The sequence below is a fragment of the Trichococcus pasteurii genome, from assembly GCF_900112935.1.
GTDB classification, from domain to species: domain Bacteria; phylum Bacillota; class Bacilli; order Lactobacillales; family Aerococcaceae; genus Trichococcus; species Trichococcus pasteurii.
Genome location: NZ_FONM01000018.1, coordinates 35617 through 59234, shown reverse-complemented (window position 1 = coordinate 59234; position 23618 = coordinate 35617). Strand labels below are relative to the sequence as shown.

The following is a 23618-nucleotide window of genomic DNA, read 5'->3' as shown; positions in this document are numbered from 1 at the left end:
CCCCCAAACAAAAAGCCATTACCCAAGCGGAAAAAGACTACGGATTCTTTGCCCTCATCAGCAATGAAATCAAGGATCCCATCGCCGCTTTAGATTTGTACCGTAACAAAGACATCGTTGAGAAAGCATTTGGAAATCTTAAAGAGCGGCTGAATTTACGGCGCACAGCCGTTTCATCAGAAAGTTCGCTTGAAGGAAAATTATTCGTACAGTTTATTGCATTGATCTATTTATCGTACATCAAAAAGCAGATGTCCGAAAAAGAGCTGTATAAAAATTATACGATGCAGGAATTACTGGACGAATTGGATATCATTGAAGCATTTGAAAATCCAGGCAGTGCATTGCGAGTGGGTGAGGTTACGAAGAAGCAGTCGCAATTATATAACACCTTAGGTGTTGTGCCCCCGACCACGTTATAATTTTTTGGGAATCTAGGGTTATAATAGAGCGTCGGTCATCACCCCAAGGAACCACGTCAACATTTGCTAAACCGCGCCCACCTTCGTTATAACCGCCTTCACTTTGATTGGCAGCCGTCGCGCCGCCCCATAAAAAATTATCTGGAAATCCCATTATTATCTCCTCTTATACTGTTTTATTTAACGGCTAAACTTCTATTGGCCTCTAATTCAGTTTCAGCGCTTTCCAATTCTTCTGCAGCAATTCTTTCTGCCTTTAATGCAACCATGTCTGCTGCTTTAGCAAATGGAAAATAAATCAAGAGAGAAAGTATAATTTGCACCACATTCAGCACCGCGCCTTGCCAACCTGAAACCAAAAACCCAGCAATAATCGGTGGTGTGGTCCATGGAATATTAACACCATTTGGATACGGAACCAGACCTAGATCCATACTGACGTAAGCAACAATCGCCATTACAACGGGACAAATAATATAGGGAAGCATCAAAATAGGGTTCATTACTATTGGCAATCCAAAAGTTATAGGTTCATTGATTGTGAAAATGGTTGGTAAAATTGATAATTTCCCAATCGCTTTAAATTGCTGTGATTTTGCAAAAAACAATAAAAATATGCATAAACCAAAAGTTGCACCCCAACCGCCAATTTTAGTGAAATTATTATAAAATTGAAAATTGATAATATTAGGAGCTGGTAACCCATTTGCAATCGCCTCGGCATTTTCTGCAGTCAATGCCAACCAAACAGGTTGCATAATCCCACCGACGATATTCCCTCCATGAATACCGAACGTCCATAACACTCCTCCAACCAGCATTACAATAATCAGTGCTGGTAAGGTAGCGCCCAGTGAAGTTAACGGTTTTTGTAAATTAGAAAAAATAAAACTTTGTAAGGTACCATAACTTGTCGCAGAAAATCCAAGTCGGATAGCAAAGAAAACAAGAGTAACAAATAATATCGGGATCAAAGTTGAGAACGAGGTTGAAACATTTGCTGGGACTGAGTCCGGCATTTTAATTTTCCAACCTCTCTTATCAGCAAAATGCAATAACTCCACAGATAGTACAGCACATAACATCCCTACAAATAACCCGGATGAACCTAACGCACTGACTGGTATCCCATTTCCCGTACCTTCTACTGCAAAAAGGTTTACCGGTGTTGCCATTAAAAATGCGGCTAATGCTGCAAAAATAGCTCCCATACTATCAAGATGATAACTCTTTGATAAATTGCTGGACAATCCTATGACCACATAAATTGTCATCATACTCATTGTGACTTCATTCGGCAGAGAAATTGTACGCTGCCAAGATTCTCCAAAGGTGTTCAACATGAAATCAGCAAATCCTGGAATCGGTAAATATGCAATCAGGACAAAGAATGAACCGATGATAAATAAAGGCATGGCTCCAATAAAAGTATTCTTGATCGCCGTCAGATAACGGTTTTGATCCAATTTACCCGCAATCGGAACCATTTTTTCTTCCAAAAATGACATAAATTTTTCCATTTCTAATTCCCTCTTTTCTCGCAAAATAGCATGCGTTAACGCTTACATGCATACTACTTTGTGGGAACGTTCTCATGTCAAGCGTTTTTGTTAAATTTATTTTTGGCTTGCTGTGGAGTCGACTTCAAGGTGTAAACTATAATCGTATTGAAAAGGAGGAAGAGGTTATGACTGAAAAAAAAGTAGCCGTTATTACAGGAGCTTCGAGCGGGATTGGTGAAGCAACAGCAAAATTATTAGCGGAAAATGGTCTCATCGTTGTTTTAGCGGCCAGACGAGAAGAACGTCTGAAAGAGTTGGCGGAAGAAATCAAATCAAATGGTGGCGAAGCCTTGTATCGAGTGACAGATGTCAGCAACCATTCAGATGTAGAAGAATTAATCAAAGTAGCCATCGAGAATTTTGGGAAAGTTGATATTTTGATCAACAGTGCAGGGATTATGGCCCATTCACCATTAAAAAATAAACGTATTTCGGATTGGGACAACATGATAGATATTAATCTCAAAGGAACGCTTTATGGGATTGGAGCAGTCCTCCCGTACATGAATGCCAAAAAATCCGGTCATATCATCAACATTTCATCCGTTGCTGGACATTATGCGCATGCAGGAGGAGCAGTATATTCAGCAACCAAATGGGCAGTTCGCGCAATCAGTGAATCTTTGAGGGAAGAGGTCGCTAAAGACGGATCAAATATCCGTGTCTCGGTTATTTCTCCCGGTGCAATAAATACGGAGTTATTGTCTTCAATGACAGATGCCAACTTGAGAAAAAATTATGAAGAATTTTACGAAAATTTCGGGATTCCGGTTGAGCGTGTGGCTTCAGTGATTCAACAAGTGATTGATGTACCAGCTGACGCCGCTTGGAATGAAATTATTATTCGTCCAACGAAGCAAGTTCAATAAGGAAAGAAGGAGTGGCATTGAAAAAAATACTTTACGTTGCTTTGGCTAGTGGATTTTTACTGGCGGGATGTACTGGAAATGGGGAGGAAAACAGCGTGAATCAAGCGAACAATTCTGAAGAAATTCAAAGCGCAACAGAACCGTCTACTTCATCCTCAGCGGTTGAAATAATCGGCACCGGACAATACGGGAGAGGCGCGCAGTCAGACGGTCAGGATACAAACAGCACGGAAGAACCCATGCGCATACTGACGGAAGATGCTGATGCGATCATCATTTATTTCTCAAGAAGCGGAAACACGGAGAATTTGGTCAAAATGATCTATAACGAGACGAATGCCGATGTTTTGGAACTGACGCTTTCCGAACCGTATCCGGAAGATTATGAAGAAACTGTCGAACGGGCAAATGCAGAAAGGGATAGCGGCAACTTCCCCGAAATCAATACGGAAATACCTGATTTGAGTCAATATGATAGGATTTTTCTGGGGTATCAAACATGGGCAATGACGCTATCGAACCCCATCATTAGTTTTTTGGGAACCAACGGGGAGTTGATCGACGGGAAAACCATTTACCCATTTTCATCTAATGCGGGATACGGAGAAGGGAATTCCCTTCAGCGGATGCAAGAAATATTGCCAAACAGCATGATTGAAGAGAGCTTTACCGTGGAAGATGAAGCTGTTGTTTCCTCCCAGAATGAATTAGCTGAGTGGGTAGCGGATCAGTAGTGCAAAATCCAAAGAAAGAAGGAAACTCTTTATGAAAATTCTAATTTTAGGAGCAGCAGGTCAAATCGCTGTAAAATTAACCGATTTACTTTTAGAAGAGACAGATATAAATCTAGTTCTTTATGCACGCCATGGCGAACAGCGCATTACAAGACAAGACCATCGTGTGAATGTTATTTCTGGTGATTTTCTCGAAAAAGAAAAATTGATCCTTGCCATGAAAGATATCGATGCAGTTTATCTGAATGATATGGGAAATACAGAAGCTGTAAAAATCATTGTGGAAGCTATGCAAGAAGTAGGAATCAAACGTTTCATAGGAGCATCCATTTTAGGGATTTATGATGAAGTAGTGGGCAAGTTCGGCGAGTGGAATCATGCAATGATCGGCACTAGTCCTCGCATGCAAGCACAAAAAGACTCAGCGAAAGTTGTTGAAGAATCCAATCTTGATTACATTTTGCTGAGATTAACTTGGTTGTACAATCAACCGAAGAATGAAGCCTACGCGTTGAGCTTGAAAGGCATTCCATTTAAAGGAGCTCAGGTGACCCGTGAAGCCGTGGCTAGGCTGATTGCAGATCTGTTAACCGGAAAAATATCTTATGACAAGGAAAGCCTTGGGGTCTATGAACCCGGAACAGAGCTCTTCCCTAAACCCACCTTTTATTGAGAGAAATCTTAAAAACTAACTTGAGTGCCGCTGCCATTTGAACAGGATAACAAGCAGTAACCTTTGGGTTCATGCTGCATAACGAATCGAGACTTCTTCTGAAGCCTTGATTTTTTTATAATGAAAGTTATTAAAAATCACCGGGGGTCAGGTCATGCGAAGAAATAACCTTTTGATGCTTCTTTCACTTATGATCATTTTCTTTTCGGGCTGTTCTGCAAACATGGATCCTCAGGAGGATACCCCATCGCAGGGGAGTGGGCGCTTTGGCACCACGACGCGTTCCGCTGAGGCAGAAGACGAACTACCAACTGTAGCTGCACAGTCCCGTGTCGTCGATATCATCAACTTACCCGAGTTTGACGAGTTTGGCCGCTTTCTTTTTCCGACAGAGCGCGGAATGCCGGACAGCAGCATGCAGCTAAGCGCCATCGGCTCCTTGTTGCCTTATCATAACCATATCGACACGGATACGACTTTGGGTGTCATCCATTCGATGCTGAGGATGGTAAGGGACGGAGATACCATCTTCTATGAGATTTACAGTGATGAAGAAAAGGCGGCTGACCCGACAAAAGAAAATACGGGGCTGTTTTTCTTCCGGGGAGAAGCGGATGCACCTTTTGCGGTCATCAGCGCAGGGGGAGGCTTTTCCTATGTCGGCTCCATCCATGAGAGTTTTCCGCACGCACTGGAACTGAGCCGCAGAGGCTATAATGCATTTGCCTTGCAGTACCGCACCGGTGGAGCAGATGTTGCCTGCGAGGATTTGGCGAGGGCGATTTCCTTCATCTTCACCCACGCAACTGAATTGGGAGTGAGCACTGACGGCTACTCCCTTTGGGGAGGATCGGCAGGGGCGCGGATGGCAGCCTATCTGGGATCGTATGGTCCTGCAGCCTTCGGAGGTGACGATCTGCCCCGACCCGGAACCGTTGTGATGCAGTATACAGGCCACACGGATTATACGCAGAACGACCCACCCACCTATGCCTGCGTGGGGGAAAGCGACGGTATAGCCAGCTGGCGCACTATGGAGCAGCGCATCGACAACTTAAGCGCACTCGGCATCGATACAGCATTCCAAAAGTATCCTGATCTCGGGCATGGTTTCGGACTGGGGATCGGGACTTCGGCAGAAGGATGGATCGACGATGCTGTAACTTTTTGGGAAAAACACATGGAGGAGTGACATCAATGAAAAAACTATTTGCAATCACAGCGGCCCTTTTGTTGGCCGTCCATCTCAGCGCTTGCGGTAGAGAAGACACAGATACAACAGCCAACACTTCCGCGGACAATTCTTCCGGGGAAAGCCTTTCATCCATCGACAGCTCAGCTGACATACTGATCGCTTATTTCTCCGTACCGGAAGATGTAGATACGCAAGGTGTGGATGCGGTGGCGGGAGCCAGCGTTGTGCTGAATGACGGCGAGAAGATGGGGAATACGGAATATGTTGCCGATTTGATCCAGCAGACCATCGGCGGAGAGCTCTTCCGCATCGAAACCACCGCCAGCTATCCGCTCGATCATGATCCTCTGGTGGATCAGGCGGCGGACGAACAGGATGATGATGCCCGTCCGGAACTTGCCTCCCATCTGGAAAACTTCGATCAGTATGAAGTGATTCTGTTGGGGTTCCCGAATTGGTGGGGAGATCTACCGATGCCTGTATACAGCTTTTTGGAGGAGTATGACTTCGGTTCAAAGACGATCGTTCCGTTCATTACCCATGGCGGCAGCGGTTCATCCGATACGATCGAAACGATTTCCGAAATACAGCCCGGTGCTCTGATATGGGATGATGCCCTGGTACTTTCCCGAAATGATGTGGTAGACAGCGAGGAGGAAGTGATTTCCTGGGCTGAAGGCTTAGCATATTAGCCTATCCGCAAACCGCAGAGACTGATTGTTGGCTATAGCCAACATTTATCATTTTCCGCAGATCGCCAAAGAATAAGTGTAATGAAGGAGGCGGTCCAATGAAGCCGATTAATATCAAAAAAATGACAATCGATAGCGCTATGACGATCGGCTTGCTGCTCTTGATGGGCTATGGGCTGGTGGGTCAAGTTATTCATGAATGGATCGGGGTAGGGATGTTCATTTTGTTCATTTGGCACCATATCCTCAATAGCAATTGGAGTAAAAGTTTGTTCCGGGGAAGGTACAATGCATACAGGCTCGCACAGACAGCGATTGTTTCAGCGATACTTCTGTGCACGGTCGGGCTCATGGTCAGCGGCATTGTGCTTTCCCGACATGTTTTTTCCTTTCTGCCCATCAACGGCGGAAGACAGCTGGCGAGAACCATCCATCTGTTGTGCTCCTATTTGGGGGTTTGTTCTTATGAGTGTGCATCTCGGCTTTCACTGGAACAGAATGATCGGGATGATGCGCAGACGCAAGAAGAAAGAATCTTCGGTTTCTGCAAAGCTTCTTCGCAGTCTGACGGCAGTATTCGTTGCATACGGTGTCTACGCCTTTATTTTCCGGGAAATCGGGACCTATATGCTATTGCAGAGCCAATTCGTATACTTTGACTTTGAAGAGCCGCTGATGCTGTTTTTTCTGGACTATGTTGCGATCATGGGGTTGTTCATCTGCATCGGGCATTATGCAGAGGTGTTGTTGAGAGGCAGAAAAAGGAAGGCAAGAAGCTGAGAAGTGCTCCTTTCTTTTGGATACTCAGTCAGTGATTATAGAGTATGAACCTTCAGGTGTGTACTAGCTGAAAAAAAGTGACTTCTCTTCTCTTCTCTTTGCTTTGCTTATATACTGTGACTAGTCAAATAAAGCGTTGCAATGAATGCGTATGCAAGCCAATTAAATAGATATCGTTGTGATTTACAAGTGCTTACAGCCTTGGATCATTTGGAGGATAGTGATTGCATCCAGCAAGCTAAACCTGCGTATTAAAGCGGATTTCATTTGAAATCGGTTTTGATATGTGGGTTTTAATTTTTTGCTGTAGAAAGGGGGATATCATGAGAATACAGAAGAAGCTAAATAATAATGTCGTTGTTGTAAAAGATGGTGCCATCGAAAAAATTGTCATGGGCAGAGGCCTGGCCTTCAATAAGAAAAATGGAGAAGAAGTGGATGAAGCTATAATTGATAAAGTATTCACTCTGTCCAATAAAGACACAGCTAATAAGTTCCAAGAACTGATCGTCGATATTCCGATCGATCACGTTGAAATCGCAGAACAAATAATTTCTTATGCAAAAACACAACTGGGGAAAAAGCTGAACGAGACATTGTACATCTCTCTGGTTGATCACATTTATACAGCCATCGAACGCTTTCTCAATGGGATTGTTATCAGCAACACCCTACTCTGGGACATCAGAAGATTCTATCCCGATGAATTTGCCATTGGCTTGACAGCTTTGGATATGATTGAGGAACGTTTTGGGTTACATCTGCCCGATGATGAAGCCGGCTTTATCGCGCTACATTTGGTGAATGCAGAAATAGATGAAAACAGTGTTAAAAATATGTACCAGATCACCAAAGTTATGCAAGAAGTTACCAGCATCGTCAAATATAAATTCCATATAGAATTTGACGAAGACAATGTGTACTACTATCGCTTCATCACGCATCTCAAATTTTTCGCCCAGCGTTTGTTGAGTGGGACAAGCTATGAAGATGAGAAAGATGATGATCTTTTGAATGTTGTAAAAAAAAGATATGAGAATGCGTACAGTTGCGTCAAGGCTATATCCAAGTTCATATTTGAGAAATATGCGTACATCCTTTCAAATGAGGAAGAGTTATATTTGACGATCCATATTGAAAGGGTTATCAACAAAATGTCTAAATATTAAAAATATCAAGCTTATATATAGAAGATATTTTAATCGATCAAAAAGGAGGTTCCTAAACTGGTGACAATAGCTTCAACTGGATGGTGACATTGAGTTGGCCAAACCTTTAGATTTCAGGCTCGTAAGTATGAAAAATGGAGGTAATGGAGATGAAAAGAAAAAATGCATGGATGATTTCGTTAGGAGCGATGGCGGTGCTGTTGTTGGGAGGCTGCAGTGCTGAAGAGGGGGCAGCCACTAATGGTGCAACTACCGAGAAAGCGGACTCTCAAGCAATCAGTATGGAAACAGTTGATCTGACTGCTGGAAAACTCATCGGTTACAAGGAGGATAATGTTTATAGCTTCAAAGGCATTCCGTATGCAACTGCCGAAAGATTCAAATCACCTGAACCTATTGAGAACTATGACGGAGGCACTCATCTTGCGCTTTCATATGGCCAGGTCGCTCCTCAAGAGAGAACATTAAGCAGCACTGCCAGTCCAAATCCATATGAATTTATGACACCCTCGAACGGCACGGCTGACATGGTCGGAAATGAGAATTGTCAGTATTTGAATGTATGGTCCAATAGTTTGGAGGGGAACAAACCGGTGATTGTTTTCTTTCATGGAGGTGGCTTAGTAAGTGGAGCCTCCAGTGAACTATCGTATTATACCGGTGAGTACTTTACTGAAACCGAGGATGCTGTATTTGTTTCAGTAAATCACCGGTTGAATGCACTCGGATTCCTGGACTTGTCCGCCTACGGGGAAGATTATGCTGATTCTGGCATTGTCGGTATCCAAGATTGTGTCGAGGCATTACGTTGGGTGAAGAACAATATCAGTGAATTCGGAGGAGACCCGGATAATGTCACTATCCTTGGGCAATCAGGAGGGGCAGAAAAAGTATCTACGCTGGCAAGCATGTCGGACACCGTTGATTTATTTGATAAAGTCGTCTTTATGAGCGGCTATTACGCTACTACGCCTAAAGAAGCAGGCGTTGCCAATGCCCGTCAACTGGTGGACTATCTGCAATTGGCTGACAGCGAAGTCATCCCAACCTTGACAGATATGAGTTATGAGGAACTTTTGGAGAGTGCCACCAGTGCAGGGTGCAACTGGAGCACGCATTATGGTGATGGAACATTTGCAGATCCGCTGTTCGATGAAAATGGCGAAATGAATGAATATGCCGCAAATCGCAAATGGATGATAGGCACTACCTATTCCGAATTCTTTACAAATGTTGAACCTCTTATTTATGGACAAAATCAAGATGCATATTTACCGGATATTGATGAGGCTAAGGCTATGGAAATGCTGACGGAGCGCTATGGTTCAGATGCTGAAAGGATTGCTGATCTGTATAAGGAGGCCTATCCGGAGCATCCGCTGGCGGAAGTGCTGTTCATCAATTCCATACCTCAAGGCGGCTTTTCCAGATATGGGCTGATCAATCCAGAAAACGGCTGGTTGAAATCATTTAACGACGCGGGAGCGACTGTTTACAATTATGCAGTATCTTATCAGCAACCTTACTTTGGTGGGGTAACGATGTACCATACCGGAGATATTCCATACTGGTTCAATTCACTGGATGAAGTTCCCCACATGATCAAAGGTGATGAAGAGAATGCGCGCCAAGTATCTGAAGCTATGTCGAATGCTCTAGGGGCGTTTCTGGAAACCGGGGATCCTTCCACTGAGGATCTTGAATGGGCACCTTATTCAAATGACGAACATAACACAATGGTCTTTGATACAAATTCAGAAACCAAAGAAGATTTCGATCTGGCATTATATGAGTCTCTTACCCAAGCATCTCAATAACAAATTTCAGATCACAAAGCTATTGTTGGATGGTGACATTGAGTTGGCCAAACCTTCAGATTTTATTCTCATTATTTTTAATGAAGATGGAGGACAACAAAATGGGCAAATATGAACAATTAGCAGAAGATATCGTAAAAAATGTCGGCGGAGCGGATAATATCGTAAGCTTGACGCATTGCATCACACGGCTGCGTTTTCAGCTGAGGGATAAGAATAAAGCAAATGATGAAGTGATAAAAGCCATGGACGGCGTAGTAACCGTCATGCACAGCGCGGGCCAGTATCAGGTAGTCATAGGAAACCATGTTCCGGATGTTTTTGCTGAAGTAAATAGAACAGCTGGAATCGAAGAAAACTCTCCCATCAGTGAGGAAGAGAGTCCATCACAAGGCATTTTCAATAAATTAATTGATATCATCAGTGGCTGTTTTCAGCCTATGCTGGGACCCATGTGTGCATCCGGAATAATCAAGGGATTGAATGCCTTGCTCGTCTTCCTGTTGGGAACTGCGTACAGCACAAGCGGAACTTTTGAAGTGCTGAACGCCATCGGAGATGCGGTGTTTTACTTTCTTCCGGTTATCCTTGGGTATACCGCTGCCAGAAAGTTTAATGTCAATCCTATAGTCGGGATGATAACGGGTGCGGCCTTATGCTATCCAACGATTCAAGCAAGTGCCCTGTCCGCTGCTAATGAGGCCATCGGAACTCTCCCGGCAGCCGGGGATTATTTCACGACCTTTGTGGGGATCCCTTTTGTGGCGGCGAACTATACATCCACCGTCGTTCCCATCATTGCGATCATTTCCTTTGCTGCACAAATTCAAAAACTGGCGAAAAGACTGGTTCCGGAGATCTTGCAAAATTTCTTCGTACCGCTGTTCGTGATGATAATTAGTGTCCCTGTTGGGCTATTGATCATTGGCCCGATCGTTTCCATGCTGACGGAATTACTGACGCAAGGATTTTCATTTTTATACGCCTTATCCCCGATCGTTACTGGGTTGGTCGTAGGCTTTGCTTGGCAGATTCTGGTCATATTTGGATTGCACTGGGCAATCATTCCAATCGCCATGATCAATATCACCACACTAGGCTACGATACGATTTTGGTTGGTCAATTTGGAACAACATTTGCACAGACAGCAGTTCTGACAGCAATGTTCTTCAAAATGAAGGATAAAAATCGCAAAGCACTGGCTGTTCCGGCAATCGTTTCAAGTGTATTTGGTGTTACAGAGCCCGGCATTTACGGTTTCTCATTGCCGGCAAAAAAACCGTTTATATTTTCTTGCATCGCTGGCGGAATCGGTGGAGCGCTGTTTAATTTTTTGGGTGGCCAACAATATATCATTGGTGGATTGGGGATCTTTGGTGTTGTAAGTTTCATATCCCCAAGTGGAGATGCCAGCGGGATGTATTCTTCTTTTATCTGCATTCTCGTTTCCCTGGCTGTTGCATTTCTTTTGACATTCTTTTTCTGGAAAGATGATTGTTTGGAGACAGACAGAACAGTCAAACGGACCGACTCCATAAAAATGTCGAAAGAAATTATTGGATCCCCAATGAACGGAAAAATCATTCCATTAAAGGACTTAGAAGACAACGCGTTCTCACAAGGTGCTTTGGGGAAAGGGGTAGGAATCATTCCTTCAGACGGCAAAGTGGTTTCCCCTGTAGATGGAACAGTAACCCTTTTATTTCCTACATTGCATGCAATTGGGATTACCGCAGACAGCGGTGTTGAAATTTTGATTCATATCGGTCTCGATACCGTCCAGTTACAAGGAGAGGGCTTTACCGCGCATGTAAAACAAGGTGACAAGGTCGCTAAAGGGCAGCCTATTATTGATTTTGATCTAGTTGCGATAGAAGAAGCGGGGTATTCTACGCAAACGCCAGTGATCATAACAAATAGTCAAGAGCTGCTGGAGACTATAGAAACGGTCAAAAAAGAAGTTAAGGAAGGCCAAGAACTGCTTACTGTACTTTTTTAGCGGTCAGACAGAAGGTCTTCAACGGACATGCGCACGTTTATCCAATAAATGTGCACATGTCTTTATCTTTTCTGGTATTTCGATAAGCAAAATTGGTATAATCAAGGCTATATAGCCTGACCATAATAGGGACAGATTTGAATGCAGGGAGGCAAGGACTAGTATGTATAATCCACAACTTGATACTTTTCTTGTCGTTGCGGAAACAGGCAGCTTTTCAAAAGCATCCGAAAAATTGTTCATTTCCCCAACGGCAGTAAGCAAACAGATCAATCATCTGGAAAGCAAAATCGGACTAACCTTGTTCAACCGAACGCCCAGAGGCATGACATTGACTGCTGCCGGGGAATCGATGTACAGAGACTCCCTTTATCTTATTCAATACGCCAAAGATTCCATATCCAGGGCCGAAAATGCTGAGGACGGGAATGACTGCACCATACGGATAGGAACGTCGGTTATGACCTCCTCCCAGTCCATTGCGGAGATATGGTCAATGCTCAGGCTTTCTGAGCCGAACTTCAAATTTCAGTTGGTATCTTTTGAAAACACGCCGGAGAATGCTCGTGAAATTTTACGAAATTTGGGAGAAAACATTGATATTGTTGCTGGTGTGTTTGATGAAAATTTTTTGCAAAGTCGAAAATGCTCAACAGTGGAACTCTCAAGAGAACCCATTTGTGTCGCATTATCGATCTATCATCCTTTAGCCAAGAAGGATAGCCTTGAAATCAGCGATCTATATGGAGAAAACCTGATGATTATCCGAAAAGGATGGAATATTTATGTCGACAAACTTAGGGATGATCTGTGGAGCCATCATCCGCGCATCACGATAAAAGACTTCTCCTTTTATGACATAGAAATATTCAATCGATGCGCGTCCTCAGATAATCTGCTGATAGCAATCGGAAAATGGGACAATATTCACCCATTGGTAAAAGTCATACCTGTTTCATGGAACCACACAATTCCTTTTGGACTGCTGCACTCCCCAAAGCCAACAGTAAAAGTGCAAAAACTGTTGTCCGCCATCAACAGATCACCTCTGTCGGAAATCTCGACGAGATGATAAGGAACATAAAGAAGCCCGAAAGGACAGCTGCAGCCACAGCTTCCCTTTCGGGCTTCTTTCGTTAATTGTCCTTATATTTTTACGCTCAGGCTCCCGCCTTGTCGGGCAGATGCACTGTGAACGAGTTGCCGAGGGGATAGGCAATAAAAAAAGAGGCGAGATCTCCCGCCCCTTTTCACTAAGTTGATGACTTTATTCCAAATTAATATGATTTTCCGATATAACCAGCTAAGTTTTCAATTGTTTGCGCATCGTGGTGGTCAGCATAAACGGTTGTATCTGTGTTGATTGCAGCAATTTTTGCCATATCATCAGCGGTCAGTTCGAAATCAAAGATGTCGAAGTTTTGGCGCACGCGTTCCGGATTTGCTGATTTGGAAAGCGAAACGACACCACGCTGTAATTGCCATCTAAGCATGACTTGCGCAGTTGATTTGGCGTATTTGTCAGCGATCTCTTTCAAAACCGGGTTGGTGAAGACGTCGAATTTGCCTTCAGCAAAAGCACCCCAACTCTCGATTTGGATACCTTTAGACGCCATGTAGTCTTGGTCAGCCTGCTTTTGGTGGAAAACATGCAACTCAACTTGGTTCACAGCTGGCGTTACTTTGTTGAAAAGGGACAAGTTAGCCAATTGGTCGTTCTTGAAATTGGACACACCGATAGCTTTGATTTTGCCTTCCGCATAAAGTTCTTCCAGTGCACGCCATGCGCCAAAAGTATCCCCGACAGGTTGGTGAAGGAGGTAAAGGTCAACATAGTCCAAATCAAGTTTTGCAAGGGATTCAGCAAAAGCTTTTTTGGCGCCTTCGTAACTCATGTCTGAGATCCAAAGTTTTGTTGTGATGAAGAGTTCCTCGCGGGGAACGCCAGCCGCCTTGATGGCTTTGCCTACTGCTTCTTCGTTGCCGTAGGCTTGCGCTGTATCGATAAGGCGATACCCTGTCTTGATGGCTGCTTCGACGACTTCCTGACAAACTGCTGGGTCTGGAATTTGGAAAACGCCAAAACCAACCATAGGCATTTTGATTCCATTATTAAGTGTTGTATATTCCATGTGTATCCCTCTTTCTTTGTTTTATACTTTTATTATAAAGTGTGGAGTTGAATCCATAGCAAGAGAAAAGATTTATTTTTCGGAAACTTCTTAGGCTTGCTTATCGTAATTCACGCGTGCCAACAAAAACAGACGGTGCATCCATTTTGGCAAATTGAAGAAGCGTTTGCCTTTATCGAGTTGGGAGATTTGCGCCAATTCAGCGGCTGTCAGTTCAAAATCAAAAATATCCAGATTACTGTCTATGTGAGCCGGATTTTTCGAACCTGGAATGACAATATTTCCTGTTTGGACATGCCAATGCAAGATGATTTGAACAACGGATTTATTGTATTTACTTGCTAATTCTGTAAAGATTGGTTCGGCAAGCAAGTCTTTGTCAGCTGAACCAAGTGGATACCAAGCTTCAAGCGCAATATTGTCCTTAGCGAGTTTTGCTTTTAACTCTTTTTGTTGGAAATAAGGATGGCATTCCACCTGCACAACAGCAGGTTTGATGGTTCCTTCAGTGATAACCTTATCCAATTCAGGTCCTGTAAAGTTAGAAAGACCAATGACCTTAATTTTCCCAGTGCTTACAGCCTCTTCCATAGCTTTCCAAGCGCCTAGATAATCGCCAACTGGTTGGTGTAAAAGCATAAGGTCAAGGTAATCGACGCCTAAACGGTTTAGGGTATCCTCAATTGCTTGCTTGGCTTTTTCATATTTATAATCTGTTGGCCAGATTTTGGAGGTCAGGAAAATCTCACTTCGATTGACACCTGAGTTTTTGATAGCACGACCAACAGCTTTTTCATTCAGGTAAACATTTGCCGTATCAACCAGTTGATACCCGCTTTTCAAGGCATGTTCCACGGAACGTTCGGCATCGGTTGGACTGATCCGATAAGTCCCTGTCCCAAGGTTAGGGATAATCTCATTATTATTTAAAGTTGTATATCGCATGGTTTCCTCCTTATCCAGTAAACACGCTGCTATTTTCCAAAGAAAAGTGGGAGCATATTGTAAAGGTATTCCTGAACGGACACGAGGTCATGAACGCCGCCGTCATTGATGGCCATGGTCAAGTTATCAGGAGTAAAGCTTGGCCGTGTGCGCATCTCCTCAACCTGCGTCGTAATCAGATCGTTCGCGAAGTCTTCGGTACCGGTGGCTGCATAAATGTAATAATCATCGGATTCGAGATTGCTTTCCCGAACGGCGTTTTCCAGTACATCCACCGTCCTGACTGAATTATCGCGGCCGCCGTATACTTCGATTTCCCAGCTGTCGCCACTCATCGGACCAAAGTATCTGATGTAATCAAGGTTATGGATGAACTGGGACCACGTCGTCACCGAGCCGCCGGAAAAGCCCGCAAAAGCACGGTGCGCACGTGAATTCCGGAAAGCCTCTTCGGATATTCCCTCTGCATAGGTAGGATAGTTGCTCTCGATATAGGGAACGAGATTGTTCCTGAAATCCTGGTGGAAATGACGGATTTCATCTTCCGAACGACTGAAATCCTGTGACCGGTTTTCAGCATCAAAGGTTGGCGTAACCACAATCGTTGGCTCGATATCGCCATTTGCATGCATGTTATCCAAGATGGTGACCAAATCGGAATAGTTGAAGAAATCACCCGCAGTCATGCGCCAACCATGCATGAGGTAGAGGATATTGTACCGCTTTTCAGCATCGGCCTCATCATAGCCAGCCGGCAGATAAACATAAGCAGTCTTGGTGATTTCGGGAGGGTTATCCTGTGTGTAATCCAGGCTGGCATACTGAACCTCAACGACTCGACCGGTTTCACTCGGCCTTTCGAAGTAAGCGCTCGGAACGTCCGTTGACTGGATCCTGCTCGCTTGACCCTCACTGTTTGCGGGGTTCTCTTGGCCCGGGTCGCTCAGCCAGAAATAAAGCATGCCCAACAATAGAACCACAGCCAGAAAACCGACACTCATTTTCGTCACGCTCTTCATCATCATCGCCTCCATTAGTCATAATACCGCTTGTCGATCCGAGCTCGTCACATTTTGTAAGCTTCGAAATCACTTGCTATTCGGGTATAGGTTTCGGCAGCCAATTTCCAGCCCGCTTCAGTCTTTGTGAAGACTTCCGAGAGGACAAACGGATTCTGGACTTCATTTCCCCCGATCACAGCTGTCAGGATCATTTTTTTGAAAATGATGGCGGTGCTGCCGTAGTCCTCCACGTATTCTTCTGCAACATCCACCGCTTTGAAGAGGAAGATTTTCTCGTTAAACACTTCCAGTTCCCCAGCCTTGTCGAAAGTGATGCCCATATGAACAAAGCGTGCGTTATCAGCGATGAACCCTGCAACTGCGGTCATATCATTTGCTTGCTTGGCTGCCCAAATTTGTGCGGAAATGCCTTGAATAGCGTGTGTTGTCATAATCATTCTCCCCTATCATTAATAAGTGTAATCAGGAATCAAGATTTGCATGCATTCTTGATTGTATTGATAAACCTATTGTAAACCGTGGAGTTAAGACCATAGCAAGTTTTTTCCTTATTTTATATATATTTCTTGCTATGGAGTGCACACAATACTGTACAGTGAAAGGAATCCTAGATGTTTGGATGTAAGGATAGGAATGAAATCATGAAGAGGTGAGAGGATGAAAAAATTCGTTAGATTATTGATCGGTACAGCATCACTCTTTGCTTTAGCAGCCTGCAACAGTGACAATGGATCGAATCAAGCAACAAATGAAGCGGATGCCACAAGCGAAATCGGAAATGCCAGTGATTCAACAGCATCCTTAAATGGCGGCTCGGGAAGGACACTGGTTGCGTACTTTTCTTATCCGGTAGGGACAGATTTGGACGTGGTAACTGGTGCCAGCGTTTTGCAAAATGATGGCGAATATCTTGGATTAGTGGAGCAGGCATCGATCTGGATCAGTGAAGAACTCGAAGCAGATTCCTTTTTGATTGAGCCGGCGGAAGCATATCCCGATGATGTAGGGCAAATCATCGATGAAGTCAGCTCTGATGATGCCCCTGATCGTGAACTGGCTCAATTAGTAGAAAACTTTGACAATTACGACACGATCTATTTGGGCTATCCGATCTGGATGGGAACACTTCCGCCGATGGTCCAGCAATTTCTGGAAAGTCATGATTTTACCGGCAAAACCGTCATTCCTTATACCGTTCATGGCGGAAGCGGCCTAGCTAACACGGTAAGAACCATCCAAGACGAGATTCCTGAGGCGACTGTGGTGACGGATGCTTTATCGGTTTCCCGAAACAACATCGAAAGCAGCCAACAAGAAATTTTGGATTGGTTGGCAGAAATAAATGAATGACTGATCAGCCTTGGTCGTTCCGATCCTGAAAGGATCACCGAAGATGAAGCAATAATGGGCTGGCTGTTTGACCAGAATCTGTAAAAGAATGAGAGAACGCAAGTCAATAGCGTTCATTTGCATATTTGAGAACGACAGTAAGACGAGGTGAGGTTTAAATGAACAGCAACCTGTAATTATATGAGGAGGAACAAAATAATGCGTATCATGATTTTAGGTGCTGCCGGCGAAATCGGCAGAATGGTGACGGCAAATTTATTGGAGCAAACTGATTTTGATTTAACTTTGTATGGGCGCAATGTGACATCCCGGCTAGCTTCCAGTGCCAATTCACGTGTGAAATTAGTCGATGGAACTTTTGAGGATACGGCGACGATTAAAGCTAACTTAAGCGATGTCGATGCCGTTTATCTCAACTTTGTTGCTGAGGATCCTATTATTAAGTCGCTACTTAAAATAATGGAGGAAGCCGGAGTCAAGCGGTTCATCCTCGCCAGTGTTCCTGATTTGTACGAAGAAGTGACTGGTAATTTTCAGAAATGGTATCGTGCCGGTATGGGCAAAATTTGGCAGTCCAAATTACGCACAGCCGCTGACCTCGTTGAAGCCAGCGACCTGGACTATGTGATTTTGCGTATCACCTGGCTGTACAACCAAGCGGGGAATACTGCTGTTCATGTTACACGCAAAGGGGAACCATTCACCGAAGCACAAGTAACGCGACAAGCGGTATCCCAATTTGTGACGGATTTACTGACGGGCAAAGCTGACTACCATCGCGAGAGTTTAGGCTTAGGCGAACCAGGTACGGATTACGCAAAACCAAGCTTTTATTAACATGAAACCCAAAGCTGCCCCTTTTGATGGATATTATTTTTTAGGGGTTACACATTCAACCTCTTCACCGTCTTTGTAAGTAGAGACCAAGACAGCGATTCACCTTCATGGTGTCAGCGGTACGGTCGAAACAAATAAACGGAAAGCAGGGAGAATGATGGACAAGACAACACAGGTAGTTGATGTACTTTCGATGGGGTATGGAACTGTTCCGAGAAGTGTGATGAGTGACCGGAAGCTGACGGTCGAGGCGAAGGCAATCTATGCGTACTTTGCCGCATGCATCGGGGCCGGGGACACAAGCTTCCCCACGGTCGGCGAAATCAGCAAGGATCTGAACATGAGCGAGGAACGATTCCGGAAGCATCAGAAAAACTTGATTGAAAGAGGATATCTGACAATCCGAAAGAATCCAGCGGCAAACGGAAGGTACAGCACGAATGTGTATGTGATTCAGGAACGGGTTGCCATCAATCGGATGACTTAGAACAGAAAATATAAATAAAAACTGCCTCAAACCCAGTGTGTGATTCATTTCTGGGTTTAGGGCATTTTTTTTTGTGCAGACAAAACAGTCAGGAGTTCTTTTTCTTTCACTAGTTACTTTGATTATAAAATCAATAGCCATCCAGTCTGCTCAATGAGATATAATGTGAACACACTATACTTGGTCATGTAAAAATGTCCAATGCAACGGACATTTTTCGGTGAAACGCTTTCTTTTTGGCGTGGTAAGATAAAAATGTAGAAAGGAGGGAGCTTATGAGCCCAGTGGAGAGAAGGAAACAAGCACTGTTATACACTCTTTCAAACCATAGAGATTTTGTTACAGCTGATGAGCTATCCGGAGTTTTAGATATTTCTACGAAAAGTGTTTACAGACTCATCAAACAAATCAATGAAGAATCTAGAGATGGTGTTCTGATTTCATCCGAGAAGGGGAGAGGGTTCAAATTAGAATATAGGCAAAGTCACATGCCGGTTTCCGATTCCAAACCTGTCAGCATAACACCGATTGAACGCAGGAACAAAATAATGGAGGAGCTGCTCTTTTCCGCCCCGCGCGAAAAAGGCGTCTGCGAAATTTATGAGCCGTTCTACATCAGTGAGAATGTGATGGCATCAGATGAAAGGATCATTGCAGACATTTTGCAAAAGTATGCTATCAAGCTGATCAGGAAGAACAGAACGTTGCGAGTGACCGGAAACGAATCAAACATCAGAAGGGCAATCAAGGATTTGATCCAATCGACTGAAATGATCGATTTAGGACAACTGGAAATCCAACAAGATCAAAAGTTCAATAAATATGATGCTGAGTTTGTTTTGAATCAAATCAGAGATATCGAACAAAATCTTCATATCGTGTTACCGCACCCATACAATATCAACATTTTTTCGCACATCTATATTTTGATCAGCAGGTTCAGAAAAGCCGGTCTGCGTTCTTTCAATTATGGAGTGAATATTTCAAAAGCTGAGTTGAATAAGATGGATACGGACCTTAATTTAAAGGAAATCTCTGTAAAAATCGTGAAGAATATCGAGAGATACTTGAACACAACCCTTCCTGATCATGAGGTGTACTTCCTCTTTCAGTATTTGATTTCATCAAGAATGCAAGGGAAGGAAGAGGAAAAAGAAATTTTTGCGGATACAGTTCAGGAAATCACACAATTTTTCATCAAACAAATAGAAGAAAAATCAGCCATCCGTTTGTCCAGCAAGAAATTATTCACCAATTTGGCACGCCATATCAAACCTTTGCTCAATAGACTGGAACATGGTATTCACGTAAAAAATAATTTGCTGGAACAGATCAAGCTCGAGTATGCCCGAATTTTTTTGGATGTGGAGGAAGTTGCCGATGCAGTTTCCGAGAAATTCCATCTGTCAAAAATTAACGAAGATGAGGTCGGCTTCATTACCCTTTATTTTGCCCAAATTCTGGAAGAAAACCCGAACAAAGTAAAATCATTGATCATGTGCACAACAGGCATAGGCACCTCAGAATTACTCAAGGTTAAAATAGGTAAAAAAATTCCTGATATCGAGATTTTGGATGTCATTTCTACGCGGAACATCCATTCCGTTCTAGAAAAGTTCCCGAATGTCGACCTGATCATTTCGACTGTAAAGCTGGATGCTTCAATCGAAGTACCTTCAATCGTAATCAGTGCGATGTTGACCATCGATGATCAAGAAAGATTATTGACGCGGGTGGGGGAGTTGCAGGATGGGAAATAAGCATATCAAAATCGATTTGTTGGAACTGGACGAAGTGCACGGAAAAAGTGAGTTGTTTGATTATGTATCCGGTTACCTTTTGAAAGCTGGGAAGATCGACTCCGCTGAAGTATTGCAAGAAGAACTTCGATGGCGGGAATCGATGGGCAATACGTTAATTGAAGAAGACTTTGCGGTTCCGCATATTGAGAGCAGTAATGTGAACGAGACGAGTATGATATTGACTAGATTGAAATATCCGGTTTTGAATTGGAAAGATGATTATTCTGCCAACACCATCCTCTTCATGTTGATCAAAAAAGAGGAAGAGCCAGAAATCTTACAGGATGTAAAGAGAATCATTAAGTCTTTAGCATATGAAGAGACTATAGAATTATTGAAACAAGCTGAAAAACGGAAAATTGACATCGTTTTAGAGAGTCTCTAAAAGGAACACCAAGGAGGAAGAAATTATGGAAATCACCACTATTATAGATCCCAGGATCGTAAAAACAAATATGGCGGCCGAAAGTAAAGGAGATGTGCTGAACCAGCTAACAACACTTTTACTTGATGCCGGTTATATTACAGACATCGAGGGCTTCATTCGAGATATTTACACCCGTGAAGAAGAAGGGATGACCGGAATTGGAAATTATATCGCGATTCCGCACGGGAAAAGTGCCTTTGTTAAGGAAGTTGGAGTGGCAATCGGTGTCCTGGAAAATGAAATTCCATGGGAAACTTTGGATGGGAAAGGTGTGAAAGGCATTATTCTTTTTGCAGTAGGGAATGACACAGCAGGAGCAAAAGAGCATTTGAAATTATTGTCATTGTTTGCTCGCAAATTAGGGAATGATGAAGTCATAAAGAATTTATTGTTGTCAAAAAATGCTGACGAAGTAATGAAAGCATTTGAACTATAAAAAATTATCCAGGGGGAAAAAATTATGAAAATCGTTGGAGTTTGCGCTTGTACAGTAGGGATTGCACACACTTATATTGCTCAGGAAAAGTTGGAAAATGCTGCAAAGAAAGCTGGTCATGAAATTCATGTAGAAACACAAGGAACAATTGGGATTGAAAATGCGTTGACCGAAGAACAAATCAAAAATGCGGATATCGTAATTTTGGCGATCGATGTAAAAATTTCTGGACGCGAACGTTTTGAAGGCAAACGTGTCATCCAGGTTCCCACACAAGTAGCTGTAAAATCGCCAACTAAATTGATTGAAAAAGCCGAAGAATTCGTAGCTTAAAAAATATAAATTAGGAGGAAGTAAAATGGATGCAATTAAAAAATTAAACCTTAAAGGCCATTTGTTGACAGCAATTTCATATTTGATACCGATTGTATGTGGTGCAGGCTTTTTGATCGCCATCGGTATGGCGTTCGGCGGGTCTTATCAAGCTGCATTGGTACAAGGTGAGTTTTCCATCTGGGATGCTTTAGCAACAATGGGTGGAGCAGGTTTAGGTCTACTGCCTGTAGTTATCTCAACCGGGATTGCTTATTCGATCGCAGGTAAACCAGGGATTGCTCCCGGTTTCATTCTTGGATTAACCGCAAATGCAATCGGTGCCGGATTCATTGGTGGGCTATTAGGTGGGTACTTAGCAGGTTATCTTGTGACTGCTACTTTAAAACATATTAAAGTCCCCAACTGGGCTAAAGGCTTGATGCCGACGTTGATTATTCCTTTTTTTACATCAATCATCGGTGGTTTGATCATGGTATATATCATTGGTGTACCGATTACAGCTTTTACAGCATTATTGACGAATTTGTTAAATGGTTTGGGCTCTTCTTCATTGCTAGTGTTCGGGGCGGTTGTGGGTGTATTAAGCGGTGTTGACTATGGTGGTCCAATCAACAAGACCGTATTTGCTTTCGTCTTGACTATGCAGGCAGAAGGCCTGAATGGTCCGATTACAGCGTTGCAATTGGTAAATACAGCAACACCAATCGGCTTTGGCTTGGCTTACTTTGTTGCAAAACTGTTCAGAAAAAATATTTATTCATCTATAGAAGTCGAAACCTTGAAATCGGCAGTTCCGATGGGCTTCATAAATATTGTTGAAGGTGTCATTCCGCTGGTTATGAATGACCTGGTTCGTGGTGTGACTGCGACCGCAATCGGCGGTGCAGTAGGTGGCGCGATATCGATGGCACTAGGAGCGGATGCAACGGTACCGTTTGGTGGTGTATTGATGTTACCGACAATGTCCAGACCATGGGCAGGCGCGCTCGCATTGCTAGCAAATATCCTTGTGACAGCAGTGGTCTTGGCTGTAATCAAGAAAAATATTCCGCAAGAAGAGATGGATATGCAAAGAGAAGTCGAAGAAGATGAAATTAATTTAGCAGATATCCAAGTCTTCTAATGGAAATAAGTGCCACTCATGTTGAGATTATCTTGGATGGAATTCAATATATGAGTGGTTGGAACACTTTTAAAAATCGAATAGTAAAAGGAAGTCGTAGTTATGAAAAAAGTAGAATTTTCTCCATCTTTGATGACGATGGATTTGGACAAATTTAAAGAACAAATTTCCTTTTTGAATGAGCATGCGGATTCCTATCATGTTGATATCATGGACGGCCATTATGTTCCAAATATCACACTTTCCCCTTGGTTCATCCAAGAAATCAGAAAAATCAGCGCACTGCCGATTTCAGCACACCTGATGGTCACAAATCCGGCCTTCTGGGTGCAGCAGTTGATCGATATCCAATGTGAATGGATCTGTATGCATGTGGAAGTTTTGGATGGATTGGCTTTCCGACTCATCGATCAAATCCATGATGCCGGATTGAAAGCTGGCGTTGTGCTCAATCCAGAGACACCAATCGATGTTATTTTTCCATATATCGATTTAGTCGATAAAGTTACAATCATGACCGTCGATCCTGGTTTTGCCGGACAAAGATTCATCGAAGGTGCTTTGGATAAGATTGTAGCTTTAAGGGAATTGCGCGAACAAAACGGCTATCAATACATTGTTGAGATGGACGGATCTTCGAATAGAAAGTCATTCAAACGGATTGACGAAGCAAATCCTGATATCTACATTATCGGAAGAAGCGGTCTGTTCGGTTTGGATGAGGATATCGAAAAAGCATGGAACACCATGGTGAGTGACTACGAAGAAACGACAGGTAAAGTCTTAGCTTAATAAACAAACGGGGAGA

General features: G+C 43.3%; 25 protein-coding genes and 2 pseudogenes. 21 read left to right on the top strand and 6 right to left on the bottom strand.

The features are described 5' to 3' along the window. On the top strand, positions 1 to 422 hold a 422-nt coding region (locus BM184_RS12735; protein WP_425445336.1), incomplete at its 5' end, for an IS1634 family transposase. 16 nt (positions 423 to 438) lie between these two features. Here BM184_RS12735 and BM184_RS15195 read toward each other — a convergent pair. Next, positions 439 to 576, bottom strand: a pseudogene (locus BM184_RS15195) (family 1 glycosylhydrolase); the annotation flags it as partial. A gap of 22 nt (positions 577 to 598) precedes the next feature. Beyond that, entirely contained in the window at positions 599 to 1942 is a 1344-nt protein-coding gene (locus tag BM184_RS12725) for a PTS sugar transporter subunit IIC (RefSeq protein ID WP_086942781.1), read from the bottom strand. Positions 1943 to 2109: 167 nt separating this feature from the next. On the opposite strand from BM184_RS12725, the gene BM184_RS12720 reads away from it, so the two are divergent. From BM184_RS12720 to BM184_RS12675, 11 genes and pseudogenes are all read left to right on the top strand, one after another. After that, a complete protein-coding gene (locus BM184_RS12720) occupies positions 2110 to 2853 on the top strand; it encodes an SDR family oxidoreductase (RefSeq protein WP_086942780.1) in 744 nt (247 codons plus the stop codon). A gap of 17 nt (positions 2854 to 2870) precedes the next feature. Then, the gene (locus BM184_RS12715) at positions 2871 to 3587 is read left to right on the top strand and encodes a flavodoxin (RefSeq protein ID WP_245830687.1); all 717 of its coding nucleotides are present in this window, start codon (positions 2871 to 2873) and stop codon (positions 3585 to 3587) included. Positions 3588 to 3618: 31 nt separating this feature from the next. Next, positions 3619 to 4260 (top strand): NAD(P)H-binding protein, encoded by a 642-nt coding sequence (locus BM184_RS12710; protein ID WP_086942779.1) that lies wholly within the window; start codon positions 3619 to 3621, stop codon positions 4258 to 4260. Positions 4261 to 4414: 154 nt separating this feature from the next. Then, a complete protein-coding gene (locus tag BM184_RS12705; RefSeq protein ID WP_086942778.1) occupies positions 4415 to 5452 on the top strand; it encodes an alpha/beta hydrolase in 1038 nt (345 codons plus the stop codon). 5 nt (positions 5453 to 5457) lie between these two features. Continuing rightward, positions 5458 to 6147, top strand: coding sequence for a flavodoxin (locus BM184_RS12700; RefSeq protein WP_086942777.1), 690 nt, complete (start codon positions 5458 to 5460; stop codon positions 6145 to 6147). A gap of 98 nt (positions 6148 to 6245) precedes the next feature. Beyond that, positions 6246 to 6596: pseudogene (locus tag BM184_RS15735) on the top strand (hypothetical protein); the annotation flags it as partial. A gap of 16 nt (positions 6597 to 6612) precedes the next feature. Beyond that, entirely contained in the window at positions 6613 to 6927 is a 315-nt protein-coding gene (locus BM184_RS15605; protein WP_245830685.1) for a hypothetical protein, read from the top strand. A gap of 323 nt (positions 6928 to 7250) precedes the next feature. Next, positions 7251 to 8096 (top strand): BglG family transcription antiterminator LicT, encoded by an 846-nt coding sequence (licT, locus tag BM184_RS12690; RefSeq protein ID WP_086942776.1) that lies wholly within the window; start codon positions 7251 to 7253, stop codon positions 8094 to 8096. A gap of 149 nt (positions 8097 to 8245) precedes the next feature. Beyond that, the gene (locus tag BM184_RS12685) at positions 8246 to 9913 is read left to right on the top strand and encodes a carboxylesterase family protein (RefSeq protein WP_086942775.1); all 1668 of its coding nucleotides are present in this window, start codon (positions 8246 to 8248) and stop codon (positions 9911 to 9913) included. Between the two features lie 101 nt (positions 9914 to 10014). Then, positions 10015 to 11913 (top strand): beta-glucoside-specific PTS transporter subunit IIABC, encoded by a 1899-nt coding sequence (locus BM184_RS12680; RefSeq protein WP_086942774.1) that lies wholly within the window; start codon positions 10015 to 10017, stop codon positions 11911 to 11913. A 163-nt stretch (positions 11914 to 12076) separates the two neighbouring features. Then, positions 12077 to 12985, top strand: a complete 909-nt coding sequence (locus BM184_RS12675; protein ID WP_086942773.1) for a LysR family transcriptional regulator — start codon at positions 12077 to 12079, stop codon at positions 12983 to 12985. Between the two features lie 205 nt (positions 12986 to 13190). Here BM184_RS12675 and BM184_RS12670 read toward each other — a convergent pair whose 3' ends face one another. The 4 genes from BM184_RS12670 to BM184_RS12655 form a co-directional block, all read right to left on the bottom strand. Further along, the gene (locus BM184_RS12670; RefSeq protein ID WP_086942772.1) at positions 13191 to 14045 is read right to left on the bottom strand and encodes an aldo/keto reductase; all 855 of its coding nucleotides are present in this window, start codon (positions 14043 to 14045) and stop codon (positions 13191 to 13193) included. 90 nt (positions 14046 to 14135) lie between these two features. Then, complete coding sequence (locus BM184_RS12665; RefSeq protein ID WP_086942771.1) at positions 14136 to 14990, bottom strand: aldo/keto reductase; 855 nt, start codon at positions 14988 to 14990, stop codon at positions 14136 to 14138. Between the two features lie 29 nt (positions 14991 to 15019). Continuing rightward, positions 15020 to 16015 carry an alpha/beta hydrolase gene (locus BM184_RS12660; RefSeq protein WP_177208664.1) on the bottom strand — a complete coding sequence of 332 codons (996 nt, stop codon included), beginning with the start codon at positions 16013 to 16015 and terminating at the stop codon, positions 15020 to 15022. 41 nt (positions 16016 to 16056) lie between these two features. Further along, positions 16057 to 16443 (bottom strand): nuclear transport factor 2 family protein, encoded by a 387-nt coding sequence (locus BM184_RS12655; protein ID WP_177208663.1) that lies wholly within the window; start codon positions 16441 to 16443, stop codon positions 16057 to 16059. 226 nt (positions 16444 to 16669) lie between these two features. Here BM184_RS12655 and BM184_RS12650 point away from each other — a divergent pair, with 226 nt between their 5' ends. From BM184_RS12650 to alsE, 9 genes are all read left to right on the top strand, one after another. After that, positions 16670 to 17362 (top strand): flavodoxin, encoded by a 693-nt coding sequence (locus BM184_RS12650; RefSeq protein WP_086942768.1) that lies wholly within the window; start codon positions 16670 to 16672, stop codon positions 17360 to 17362. Positions 17363 to 17560: 198 nt separating this feature from the next. After that, positions 17561 to 18199 (top strand): NAD(P)H-binding protein, encoded by a 639-nt coding sequence (locus BM184_RS12645; RefSeq protein ID WP_086942767.1) that lies wholly within the window; start codon positions 17561 to 17563, stop codon positions 18197 to 18199. A gap of 157 nt (positions 18200 to 18356) precedes the next feature. Beyond that, positions 18357 to 18686 carry a helix-turn-helix domain-containing protein gene (locus tag BM184_RS12640; protein ID WP_177208662.1) on the top strand — a complete coding sequence of 110 codons (330 nt, stop codon included), beginning with the start codon at positions 18357 to 18359 and terminating at the stop codon, positions 18684 to 18686. A 275-nt stretch (positions 18687 to 18961) separates the two neighbouring features. Beyond that, positions 18962 to 20446 (top strand): BglG family transcription antiterminator, encoded by a 1485-nt coding sequence (locus BM184_RS12635; RefSeq protein ID WP_086942765.1) that lies wholly within the window; start codon positions 18962 to 18964, stop codon positions 20444 to 20446. Then, complete coding sequence (locus BM184_RS12630; protein WP_086942764.1) at positions 20436 to 20873, top strand: PTS sugar transporter subunit IIA; 438 nt, start codon at positions 20436 to 20438, stop codon at positions 20871 to 20873. The genes BM184_RS12635 and BM184_RS12630 overlap by 11 nt, the downstream gene beginning before the upstream one ends. 25 nt (positions 20874 to 20898) lie before the next feature. Further along, complete coding sequence (locus tag BM184_RS12625) at positions 20899 to 21351, top strand: fructose PTS transporter subunit IIA (protein ID WP_086942763.1); 453 nt, start codon at positions 20899 to 20901, stop codon at positions 21349 to 21351. A gap of 24 nt (positions 21352 to 21375) precedes the next feature. Further along, positions 21376 to 21684 (top strand): PTS fructose transporter subunit IIB, encoded by a 309-nt coding sequence (locus BM184_RS12620; RefSeq protein ID WP_086942762.1) that lies wholly within the window; start codon positions 21376 to 21378, stop codon positions 21682 to 21684. A 25-nt stretch (positions 21685 to 21709) separates the two neighbouring features. Further along, positions 21710 to 22810 carry a PTS fructose transporter subunit IIC gene (locus BM184_RS12615; protein ID WP_086942761.1) on the top strand — a complete coding sequence of 367 codons (1101 nt, stop codon included), beginning with the start codon at positions 21710 to 21712 and terminating at the stop codon, positions 22808 to 22810. Between the two features lie 102 nt (positions 22811 to 22912). Next, positions 22913 to 23602, top strand: coding sequence for a D-allulose 6-phosphate 3-epimerase (gene alsE, locus BM184_RS12610; RefSeq protein ID WP_086942760.1), 690 nt, complete (start codon positions 22913 to 22915; stop codon positions 23600 to 23602). Positions 23603 to 23618 lie beyond the last annotated feature (16 nt).